Below are 9,864 nucleotides of genomic sequence, written 5' to 3'. Positions count from 1 at the left end.
CGCTCGACGCCGCCGCGCCCGCGGTCGGGGACGCGCTGGGGATCACGCTCCCGGGCTTCCCGATCAACGCGGCGCTCGGACTCGCCCTCGGCGCGATGCTGGGCGATATCGGCGCCTCGTTCGTCAAACGCCGCAGCGGCCGCGAGCGCGGCGCGGCGTTCCCGGGACTCGACCAACTCGACTTCGTCGTCGGCGCGCTCCTGCTCGCGCTACTGTTCGCGCCCGACTGGACCACCTCGACGTTCTCGCTCGCCCGCGTCGCCGTCGTCGTCGTCGTCACGCCGCTGCTGCATCTGGGCACAAACGGGATCGCCTACTGGCTCGGCGTGAAAGACGAGCCGTGGTGAGCGCCGCACCGACCAGTTTTTGCCGACCCCGCGCCCACCCACGCCCATGACCGACGACCTCATCGAGGCGCTCCGGGACGCCGACGCGGTCCAGTTCGGCGAGTTCGAACTCTCCCACGGCGGCACCAGCGACTACTACGTCGACAAGTACCTGTTCGAGACCGACCCGCGCTGTCTCCGCCTGATCGCCGAAGCGTTCGCCGAACGGCTCGACGGCGAGAAACTCGGCGGCGTCGCGCTGGGTGGCGTTCCCCTCGCTGCGGCGACGAGCATCACCGCCGACGTCCCCTACGTCATCGCGCGCAAGGAGCAGAAGGAGTACGGCACTGGCAACCGGATCGAGGGCCGACTCGCGGAAGGCGAGGAGGTCGTCGTCGTCGAGGACATCGCGACCACCGGCCAGTCCGCCGTCGACGCCGTCGAGGCCCTGCGCGAGGCCGGCGCCGAGGTGAACCGCGCGCTGCTGGTCGTCGACCGCGAGGAGGGCGGCCGCGAGAACCTCGCTGATCACGGCGTGGAGATGGAGGCGCTCGTGACCGCCTCCGAACTGCTGGACGAACGGTAGGCGGCCGGCGACCGCTGGACACGCCGCTGTTTCCGCTTTCCGCACGCGCGGCCTTCGACGTGTTCATGGTTGTGCAACCGTGAGGGTGTCCATGAACCGTGCAGAGAAGGCGGCCCTGCAGCTACGGGCCGTCGCCGTTCTGCGGACGCTGAAGCGCAGCCGAACGTACGACGAGCTTGCTGAGCTCACCGGCCTCCCGGCGGGCGACTTGAACCGCTACGTCAACGGGCACGTCCTGCCCGGCATCGAGCGCGCCCGCGAGACCGTCGAGAGCGTCGGCCGCGAGGCGCTGGCCGAGGAGCTCGAGTCCCGGATCAGCGTCGACGACGAGGGGTACGTCGACAACAGCGCGGCCGTGTTCGACCAGTCGTTCCTCGACCTCGTCGCGCCCGTCGCCGCCGAGTCGTTCGCGTTCGACCGCCCGGACGTGGTACTGACCGCCGCGACCGACGGGATCACGCTGGGCGCCGCGATGGCCTCCTACTTCGACGCCGACATCGTCTACGCCAAGAAGCGCAAGGAGACCGCCGTCGAGGAGTTCGTGGAGTCCCGCCAGCGGCTGGCCTCGGGGATCGAACTCACCTACTACCTCCCCGCCGACGCCATTTCCGCCGGCGACACCGTGCTCGTCGTCGACGACCTGATCCGCTCGGGGGAGACACAGGAGCTACTGCTCGACATCGTCGAGCAGGCCGACGCGACGGTCGGCGGCGTGTTCACCCTGATCGCGGTCGGCGACGAGGGGATGGAGCGCGCCCGCGAGATCACCGACGCGCCCGTGGGCGCACTGACGACGTTCGACGACCGCTGACGACGCCCGTCACCCGCTGACTATCCACGTTCGTGTGTACTCTTCCCGGATAGCCCCGCGAATACGCCACCCGAACGTCACGTTTGAGCGCGTTTGTGTATACCGTAGGGAAAGCCTCAAGTAGGACACCGGCTCGATGTGCACCCATACGGATGGGTCTCACAGAGACGCTGGCCGACTACTTCGACCTGGACAGCCACGACACCACCGTCAGGACCGAACTCTTGGCCGGGTTGACCACGTTCTTGACCATGAGCTACATCGTGGTCGTCAACCCCGCGGTGCTCGCGAACGCGATCACCATCGAGGGGATCGGCGACGGGCGGATGCGGGCGATGATCGCCGTCGTCACGCTGCTGTCGGCGGCGACGGCGACGCTTGTGATGGCGCTGTACGCCAACCGGCCGTTCGCGCAGGCCCCCGGGCTGGGACTGAACGCCTTCTTCGCGTTCACGGTCGTCCTCGGCATGGGCGTCCCCTGGCAGACCGCCCTCGCCGCGGTCGTCGTCGAGGGGGTGATCTTCATCGCGCTCACCGCCGTCGGCGCGCGGGAGTACGTGATCAGGCTGTTCCCCGAGCCGGTGAAGCTCGCGGTGGGGTCGGGGATCGGACTGTTCCTCGCGCTGATCGGCTTCGAGTCGATGCGGGTCGTGGCGGGCGATCCGGCGACGTTCCTGACGCTCTCGCCGGTGTTCGCGAAGGACCCGGTGGCGCTGATCTCGGTCGCCGGGCTGCTGTTCACGTTCGGGCTGTACGCCCGCGGGGTCCGGGGGTCGATCGTGATCGGCATCCTCGGCACCACCGCCGCCGGCTACGTCGCCGCGGCGTTGGGCTACACCGCCTACAACCCCGAGAACGTGACCGGCGCCTCGATCGCGACGGACATCTTCCTCACCGGCTCGACGACGACGTACAGCCTCGCGGCGTACGACATCCGGCCGCTCGTGGGCGCCTTCCTCTCCGGCTTCGCGAACGTCGACGCGTTCACGTTCGCGCTGATCGTGTTCACGTTCTTCTTCGTCGACTTCTTCGACACCGCGGGGACGCTGGTCGGCGTCGGCCAGTCCGCGGGCTTCCTCGACGAGGAGGGGAACCTCCCCGACATCGACAAGCCGCTGATGGCCGACGCGATCGGCACCACCGTCGGCGGGATGCTCGGGACTTCGACGGTGACGACGTACATCGAGTCCGCCTCCGGCGTCGAGGAGGGCGGCCGCACCGGCCTGACGGCGCTGACCGTCGCCGCCCTGTTCCTGCTCTCGCTGGCGTTCGTCCCGATCGCGGCGGGGATTCCGGAGTACGCCTCCCACATCGCGCTGGTGGTCATCGGCGTCGTGATGCTGGGCAACGCCGTCGAGATCGCGTGGGACGACCTCACCTACGCGATCCCGGCCGGGATGACGATCATGGTGATGCCGTTCACGTTCTCGATCGCCTACGGGATCGCCGCGGGGATCGTCTCCTACCCGATCGTGAAGCTCGCCGCGGGCGAGCGGAAGGAGATCCACGCCGGGCAGTGGCTGCTCGCGGGCGCGTTCGTGGTCTACTTCGCGGTGCGGACCAGCGGCGTGATGTAGCCCGCGCCGGATCGCAACACCTTCCCACGCGCCAACGTTTGCGCGAGTATGCAACGCAGTCTCCCACCCCGACTCTGGCTCGTTCGCGGGGTGGCGCTCCTGTTGGTCCTCTCGCTGCTCGCGCCCGCCGCGGGCGCCGCCCTCGGCGTCGGCGGTGAGGAACCCGCCGGCTCCGTGAGCGAACTCGAAGCCGGCACGATGGAACAGCCGGCGAACGACTCCACCGTGATCGGGATTCAGGGCTACCACTTCCAGGGCGAGGGCAACGCCAAGAAGCCCGCCCGGGTCGTGTCGACCAGCGGCAACGGCACCACCGAGTGGGTGTACGAGGACATGATCGGCGCGCGCTGGTTCTACGACGTGGACCCGATGGAGAACGGGAACCTCCTCGTGGTTTCGACCAACCCCGACGGGACGAACGTCTACGAGCTCGACCCCGAGACCAAGGAGCGCGTCTGGGAGGAGACGCTGCCCTACCACGACACCCACGACATCGACGTGTACAACGACACCCACCTCGCGATCGCCAACATGCGAAACTGGAACGAGTCCTGCGAGTGCTCGGACGATCGTGCGGTGCTGTACGACCGCGTCGACGGCGAGGTCGACTGGGAGTGGACGTTCCGCAACCACTACCCCAACAGCACGGACGGCGGCTTCGCGGAGGACTGGACCCACGTCAACGACGTGGAGGTGATCCGCAACGGTTCGGAACTGCTGCTCTCGCCGCGGAACTTCGATCAGGTGATCGCGGTGAACATCGAGTCCAAGGAGATCACCGAACGCCTCGGGGAGGACGGCGACCACTCGACGCTGTACGAGCAGCACAATCCCGACTGGCTGACGACGGAGGACGGCGACCCGACGATCCTCGTCGCCGACAGCGAGAACGACCGCGTGATCGAGTACACCAAGAACGATCAGGGCGAGTGGGAGCACGTCTGGAGCGCCGGCTCGTCGGCGTCGCTCTCCTGGCCGCGGGACGCCGACCGGCTCCCCAACGGCAACACGCTGATCGTCGACTCGATGAACCACCGCGTGATCGAGGTCACCCCCCAAGGTGAGATCGTCTGGGAGTACTTCGCCACGTGGGGTCCCTACGACGCCGAGCGCGTCGGCACCGGCGACGAGTCCAACGGCCCGACGATGCGCGATCAGGGCGTGAGCGGCCACAAGGCGATCTACGGCTCCGCCGGCGGGCTGTCGGCGACGTTCTCCTCGTGGCTCGCGGCGAACGCACAGGGGACGATCGTCGAGGGACCGGTCACCGAGTTCGCGGGACTCTGGGGGCGGCTGGCGCCGTGGTTCCAGCCGGTCTGGCTCGACTCCTGGGAGTTCACCGGCGTCGTCGGCGCGGTGCTGATCCTGTTCGGCTGGGGACTCTCCGAGGCCGTCCGCGAACGCGACCGGATCGCCGACGCTGCCCGCTCGCTACGGGAGCAGGCCGTCTGAGGTCGCCGGCTCGCTCGCCGCCGCCGCGTCCCTTTTGGGTCGCGGTCCCCTACTCACGGGCGATGGCGAACATCACGCTCTACGAACTCGAGGGCTGCCCGTACTGTGCGAAAGTGATCGACAAGCTGAACGAGCTCGGACTGGAGTACGACTCGGTGATGGTCCCCTCCAGCCACGACAAGCGCGACGAAGTGCAGGAGGTCTCGGGCCAGACCGGCGTGCCCGTCCTCGTCGACGAGGAGCACGGCGTCGAGGGGATGCCCGAGAGCGACGACATCGTCGAGTACCTCGAAGAGACGTACGGCAGCGCGGCGTAAGCGCCCGTATTTCGACTTCGTTTTCCGCGAATCGGCCGGGTAGCGACGGCTCGGTTACGACTGCGGTCGTGGTGCGGTGGACGCCTCGCGAGCGCCAGCGGTCGGCGCTCGCGGGGGGAGGGGTGGGGACTCGGCGCTGTGCCGTCGACGAGAGCCGCAGGCTCTCGTCTGCCAATCAGAAATCTCCGATTTCTGATGATGGGCCTCGTGCCCGGCACCCTGCGGTCGCAAGTGGCCAACGATCGAACTGCTGTCGCGGCCGCTGTTCCGGTAATCGGCGAAGCAAAACACGCGAGAAACCGCTACTCCTCCAAAGAATCAGGCTTCGCCCGGCTCCGCGGCGCGCTCGCGGATCAGGTCCCGAACCGCCTCGGGGTCGTCCGTCTCGGCGAGTTCGTCACACGACACCAGCGCGGTGCCCTTGATGGACTCCCGGCTGGCCTCGTCCTCGACGAAGTACACCGAGCGCGTCTTGGTGACCTGCCCGAGCGAGGACATGATCCGCGCGCGCTTCTCGGCGCTGGGGGTGAACTCCGAGTGGCCGGTCAGCAGCTTCGCGCCGTCGCGGCCGCGGCGTTCCTCGTCCTCGCTCACGCTGTTGAACGGCGCCCGCGTGGTCGGGTGGACGGTGAAGCCCGCCCGCGTCAGCACGCCCACGACGTGCTCGTCGTCGGGGTCCGCTTCCGGCGGGTCGGGCGTGGGTTCGGCGTCGCGGACCTCCTCGGCGCCCTCCATCACGTTCATCGGCGCCGTAAAGGGGCGGTCGAACAGCTCCTCCAGCTTCACCGCCACGTCGATGGAGGCGTTCATTCCGTCCTCGTACTTCGAGACGGTGCGCCGGGAGACGCCGAGTTCGGAGGCCAGCTTTCCGAGGCTCCAGTCCTGCTCCTGACGGCTCTCCGAGAGCAGGTCGCCGTCGATGTTGACGTACAGCCCACCGGGGGCCGCGTAGATCAGCGGCGGGACGTCCTCGACGAACAGGTCGAACGCGGTGTCGGGGTGGATCGCGGGCACGCCGTGGCGGAAGTACACCACCTCGGGCTTCAGCTCTTCGTCGCGGGTGCGCATCCCCACGACCATCGGCGTCGCCGAGAGATACTCCCCGAGGCGGCGCATCTCCCGCCCGGTGGCGGCGTCGAACGCGTCCACGTTGCCGAGCACTTTCAGCAGCACGAGCTCCTCGCCGCGGCGGGCCGCGACGTCGAAGCTCTTGGGCCGGATCGCACAGCGCTCGCTGACGAGGAACCCGGCGTCCTGCAGCATCGCCGTGACGTTCTCGATAAGCGCTGTACGGCTCATAGACGTATTTAGACGATTCGTCGTATAAATGCGTTGTGCAGAACCCCCTCCACGGCCGTCACGTTCCGCCCGACGCGAAACCCCCTTGCCCGCCGACCGCCTCCCTCCCCCCGTGACGGTCATCGGCGTCGACGACACCGACTCCCGACGGCGGGGGATGTGCACGACCTACCTCGCGGCCCGGATCGCCGAGCGGATCGCGGCGGCGGGGGGGCACGTCGACGAGCGACTGCTGATCCGGCTCAATCCCGCGGTCGAACGCAAAACGCGGGGGAACGCCGCGCTCGCGATCCACACCGATCTCGACGCCGACCGCGCCGCAGACATCGCCCGCGACGAACTCGAACCGCTGGCCGAGACTGACGACCCACGGACCTCGCCCGGACTCGTCGTCGCCGACTGCGAGGCCGACGAGGTTCCCGACGCCGTGAGGCAGTTCGCCCGCGACGCCGTCCGCGAGATGCACGACCTCGACGACGCGCTCGCGCTCGCCGACGACGCCGGCTTCCACACCGAGGGGTGGGCGGGCGGCCACGGCCGGATCGGCGCGCTCGCGGCGGTCGGCGCCGCCGGCGCCTTCTCCGAGTGGACGTACGAACTGATCGCCTACCGGGAGTTCGAGCGCTGTGGTACGCCGCGCGAGGTCGACGAGGAGACGCTGTTCGCCGCGGCCGACGACGCCTACCCCGACGCGTGGGACACCGTCGACCGCGGCGAGGGGGAGGCGGTCTGCGTCCCCAGCGCGCCCGGGCCGATCCTCTACGGCCTCCGCGGCGACGACCCCGACGCGCTCCGCGGGATGGCTGCGAGAATCGACTCGGAACCGGTCGAACGGACCGCGCTGTTCCGGACGAATCAGGGCACTGACGCCCACCTCCGCGACGCCGCTGTCGACGACCTCGCGGACCTCGAAGACGGCCGCGCCTACCGCGTCGACTGCGTCGTCGCGGGGGAGCCGGAAACGCGAGAGGGCGGCCACGTGTTCGTGCCGATTCGCGGGGAATCGGGGGACTCCATCGCGGCCGCGGCCTTCGAGCCGACCAAGCGCTTCCGCGACCGCGTGCGCGCGCTGCGCCCGGGCGACGAACTCACCGTCTGCGGGGAGGTGAGCGCCGGGACGCTCAAACTGGAGAAGTTCGCCGTCCGCGCGCTGAACCGGACGGAACTCACCACCCCGATCTGCCCGGACTGCGGGAACACGATGGAGTCGGCGGGGCGAGACCAGGGCTACCGCTGTCGGGACTGCGGGACGAGCGCGCCCGGGAGGGTCGAGGTCGCGGTCGACCGAGAGTTGGAACGCGGCTGGTACGAGGTGCCGCCGTGTGCCCGCCGGCACGTCGCGAAACCGCTCGTTCGCGGCGGGTTCGACGCGCCGACACACCCCGAGCGGTAGGCCCCGTCGTGTGATCTGCGTGAACACGCCCGTAACGTTGTTGCCCCGCCGCGACGAACGATGACCGAATGGCCCGCAGCCCGTCCGTCCCCGTCGTGCTTCTCGTCCTCTCGCTGCTCGCGGTGGCGGGCGTCGCGGCCGCGGTCACGACGCCGTTTGCGGGCGTGCTCACGGACCCGGCGCAGGTCAGCCTCGAGATCGAGCAGCCCCGGACCGCAGGCCCCAACGAGACGGCGGCGACGGTGACGTTCACCCACACCGGCGGTGACGCGATCCCCGCCGACAGCGTTTACGTCGTCGTCGACGGCGAGCGCGTCGCCGGTCGGGAGAACCTCACGCTGTCTCGCTCGTCGTCGACGTTCGAGATCGGCGAGCGGATCGTCGTCGAACAGACCGGGCCGAGCGGGCTCGTCGGCGGCGAGCGAGTGGTGCTCGTCTACGAACACGAGGGGACGGCGTACCGGCTCCGCGCGGTGACGGTTCCTTAGTTCAGAACCGCGAGAGCGCTGCCTCGACGGTCTCCCGGTCGTGGGCCAGCGACTCGCGTTCCTCGTACGTCGCGGGGGTGAGAAACGCCACCGCCGCGGCGTCGTCGCCGGCGACCGGCTCGCCGGTCGTCGCGTCCCGGCTCACAGCGAAGTGGACCGACGCGTGGTTGCGCTCCGGCCCGGTCGAGAGCCGGGTCCGGACCGGCTCCAGATCGTCCGGGTCGACCGCCAGCCCGGTCTCCTCCGCCAGTTCCCGCGCGGCCCCCTCGGCCAGCGGTTCGTCGTGTTCGGGGTGGCCGCCGGGCAGCGCCCACGCACCTTCGGCGGGCGGCTGTCCGCGGCGGATGCAGCAGACGCGCTCGCCGTCGACCACCGCGACGGCGACGCCCGGGACGGCCGTCCGCCAGAGCACGCGCTCACAGTCCGGGCAGTAGGCGCGCTCGCGGCCGTCGATCTCGCGGTGTTCGACTGGGGTGCCACAGAGCGGACAGTAGTCGGCGTCGACGGCGATCACGGACGGTGGTTCGTGGGCGCGGGGAAAACGGTTCGGTCCCCGGGGTTGATCTACCTCCGTCGAGAACGCGGTGCCGTGTCACAGGACCTGCTGCTCTACGGTCCCCTCGTCGTCGCTGCCGGCGCCGTGCTGTACTACTTCGCCCGTCCGCTGGCACGGTTCAGCGAACAGCTGGACGCTATCGGGAGCACGACTCCCGCCCACGAGGTCGAGCCGGCCGGCTGGAAGGTGTGGCTCTACCGCGGCATCGCGATCGTGCTCGTCGTCGCCGGAATCGGGCTGTTCGGCGAGGGCGTGCTCGCTTACACCTGATCGATCGCCGCCCGGCAGACCGCCGGGTCCCCGGTGTAGGCCCACGGGAGCGTCTCGAACTCCGCCGGAGCGACCCACTGGACCGTGTCCAAGTCGTCGGCGGCCGCCGGCTCGCCACTCGTTCGTGCGAACGAAACCGCGTAGTCAGCACAGATCACCTGCTTCTCCTCGGTGATCCCCGTCTCGTCCACTTCGGCGTCGAGATCCCGGACGCCGAGCAGGATTAGCGCCTCGGGGTCGACCGCGAGGCCGGTCTCCTCTTCCAGTTCGCGGGCGGCGGCCGTCGCTGGCTCCTCCCAGAGATCCACGTGGCCGGCCGGCATCGTGAGCCGGCCTTGGCTCGGCGGCGTCCCGCGTTCGCCGAGCAACAGCTCCCCCGTCGTCTCGTCCACGACGGCGACGGACGCCGCGATACTCGGACTGTGGTACACCGAGCGTTCACAGCCGGGACAGCGGTAGCGCGGCGCGCCGCTGGCGTCGAGTTCGCTTCCGCAGTACGGGCAGAACTCGGGCGGATACTCGGTCATCGTCCCGGCTCCTCCCGCGCCAGCGCCCGCTCGGCGAACCGACGGTTGTGCTCGCGCATCGGCTCGGGGAGCCCGCCCCGCTCGAAGAACCGCGCATCGTCGGCGTCGCTGCCCGCCGACGGCTCGCCCTCGACGTGGGCGCGGTCGACGACGTAGCGAACGAGGAAGACGTGCTGCTCCCGGAAGGACGCCCCGCCGGTCTGCTCGCGGAGGTGCGTGCCGAGCAGTCGAAGCCCGTCGGGGTCGGCGTCGACGCCTGCCT

General features: G+C 69.7%; 12 protein-coding genes and 1 pseudogene. 9 read left to right on the top strand and 4 right to left on the bottom strand.

What is annotated here, in order from left to right; translation table 11 throughout:
* The 6 genes from ACFR9S_RS00600 to ACFR9S_RS00575 form a co-directional block, all read left to right on the top strand.
* On the top strand, nucleotides 1-347 hold a 347-nt coding region (locus ACFR9S_RS00600), incomplete at its 5' end, for a CDP-archaeol synthase (protein ID WP_379817731.1).
* A gap of 46 nt (nucleotides 348-393) precedes the next feature.
* Entirely contained in the window at nucleotides 394-912 is a 519-nt protein-coding gene (pyrE, locus tag ACFR9S_RS00595) for an orotate phosphoribosyltransferase (RefSeq protein WP_379731338.1), read from the top strand.
* A 91-nt stretch (nucleotides 913-1,003) separates the two neighbouring features.
* Complete coding sequence (locus tag ACFR9S_RS00590; protein WP_379731339.1) at nucleotides 1,004-1,723, top strand: phosphoribosyltransferase family protein; 720 nt, start codon at nucleotides 1,004-1,006, stop codon at nucleotides 1,721-1,723.
* A 152-nt stretch (nucleotides 1,724-1,875) separates the two neighbouring features.
* Nucleotides 1,876-3,300, top strand: coding sequence for an NCS2 family permease (locus ACFR9S_RS00585; RefSeq protein ID WP_379731340.1), 1,425 nt, complete (start codon nucleotides 1,876-1,878; stop codon nucleotides 3,298-3,300).
* Nucleotides 3,301-3,348: 48 nt separating this feature from the next.
* Nucleotides 3,349-4,752, top strand: a complete 1,404-nt coding sequence (locus ACFR9S_RS00580; RefSeq protein ID WP_379731341.1) for an aryl-sulfate sulfotransferase — start codon at nucleotides 3,349-3,351, stop codon at nucleotides 4,750-4,752.
* 62 nt (nucleotides 4,753-4,814) lie between these two features.
* Nucleotides 4,815-5,069 (top strand): glutaredoxin family protein, encoded by a 255-nt coding sequence (locus ACFR9S_RS00575; RefSeq protein WP_379731342.1) that lies wholly within the window; start codon nucleotides 4,815-4,817, stop codon nucleotides 5,067-5,069.
* 318 nt (nucleotides 5,070-5,387) lie between these two features.
* On the opposite strand, the gene ACFR9S_RS00570 is transcribed toward ACFR9S_RS00575, so the two are convergent.
* On the bottom strand, nucleotides 5,388-6,368 hold the full coding sequence (locus ACFR9S_RS00570; protein ID WP_379731343.1) for a transcriptional regulator: 981 nt from the start codon (nucleotides 6,366-6,368) through the stop codon (nucleotides 5,388-5,390).
* Nucleotides 6,369-6,480: 112 nt separating this feature from the next.
* Between ACFR9S_RS00570 and ACFR9S_RS00565 the strand changes: the two genes are divergently transcribed.
* Nucleotides 6,481-7,761, top strand: a complete 1,281-nt coding sequence (locus ACFR9S_RS00565) for a TiaS agmantine-binding domain-containing protein (protein WP_379817729.1) — start codon at nucleotides 6,481-6,483, stop codon at nucleotides 7,759-7,761.
* 68 nt (nucleotides 7,762-7,829) lie between these two features.
* Nucleotides 7,830-8,249 carry a type IV pilin gene (locus tag ACFR9S_RS00560; protein ID WP_379732860.1) on the top strand — a complete coding sequence of 140 codons (420 nt, stop codon included), beginning with the start codon at nucleotides 7,830-7,832 and terminating at the stop codon, nucleotides 8,247-8,249.
* A gap of 1 nt (nucleotide 8,250) precedes the next feature.
* Here the strand turns inward: ACFR9S_RS00560 and ACFR9S_RS00555 are convergent, their stop codons facing one another.
* Nucleotides 8,251-8,763 carry an NUDIX domain-containing protein gene (locus ACFR9S_RS00555; protein ID WP_379817727.1) on the bottom strand — a complete coding sequence of 171 codons (513 nt, stop codon included), beginning with the start codon at nucleotides 8,761-8,763 and terminating at the stop codon, nucleotides 8,251-8,253.
* A gap of 75 nt (nucleotides 8,764-8,838) precedes the next feature.
* Here ACFR9S_RS00555 and ACFR9S_RS00550 point away from each other — a divergent pair, with 75 nt between their 5' ends.
* Nucleotides 8,839-9,075, top strand: coding sequence for a hypothetical protein (locus ACFR9S_RS00550; protein WP_379732905.1), 237 nt, complete (start codon nucleotides 8,839-8,841; stop codon nucleotides 9,073-9,075).
* Here the strand turns inward: ACFR9S_RS00550 and ACFR9S_RS00545 are convergent.
* Together ACFR9S_RS00545 and ACFR9S_RS00540 are read right to left on the bottom strand one after the other, a co-directional pair.
* Entirely contained in the window at nucleotides 9,066-9,602 is a 537-nt protein-coding gene (locus ACFR9S_RS00545; protein WP_379732907.1) for an NUDIX domain-containing protein, read from the bottom strand. The genes ACFR9S_RS00550 and ACFR9S_RS00545 overlap by 10 nt on opposite strands.
* A pseudogene (locus tag ACFR9S_RS00540) lies at nucleotides 9,599-9,864 on the bottom strand (hypothetical protein); the annotation flags it as partial. The pseudogene ACFR9S_RS00540 and the gene ACFR9S_RS00545, both read right to left, overlap by 4 nt.

The sequence above is a fragment of the Halolamina salina genome (assembly GCF_042678005.1).
Classification (GTDB): Archaea; Halobacteriota; Halobacteria; order Halobacteriales; family Haloferacaceae; genus Halolamina; species Halolamina salina.
This window is presented reverse-complemented; position numbering and strand designations above follow the sequence as displayed.

Bases quoted from the DNA above. Each gene is read 5' to 3' on its own strand.
- pyrE (WP_379731338.1), top strand. From the start codon at position 394: ATGACCGACGACCTCATCGAGGCGCTCCGGGACGCCGACGCGGTCCAG.
- ACFR9S_RS00590 (WP_379731339.1), top strand. From the start codon at position 1,004: ATGAACCGTGCAGAGAAGGCGGCCCTGCAGCTACGGGCCGTCGCCGTT.
- ACFR9S_RS00585 (WP_379731340.1), top strand. From the start codon at position 1,876: ATGGGTCTCACAGAGACGCTGGCCGACTACTTCGACCTGGACAGCCAC.
- ACFR9S_RS00580 (WP_379731341.1), top strand. From the start codon at position 3,349: ATGCAACGCAGTCTCCCACCCCGACTCTGGCTCGTTCGCGGGGTGGCG.
- ACFR9S_RS00575 (WP_379731342.1), top strand. From the start codon at position 4,815: ATGGCGAACATCACGCTCTACGAACTCGAGGGCTGCCCGTACTGTGCG.
- ACFR9S_RS00570 (WP_379731343.1), bottom strand. From the start codon at position 6,368: ATGAGCCGTACAGCGCTTATCGAGAACGTCACGGCGATGCTGCAGGAC.
- ACFR9S_RS00560 (WP_379732860.1), top strand. From the start codon at position 7,830: ATGGCCCGCAGCCCGTCCGTCCCCGTCGTGCTTCTCGTCCTCTCGCTG.
- ACFR9S_RS00545 (WP_379732907.1), bottom strand. From the start codon at position 9,602: ATGACCGAGTATCCGCCCGAGTTCTGCCCGTACTGCGGAAGCGAACTC.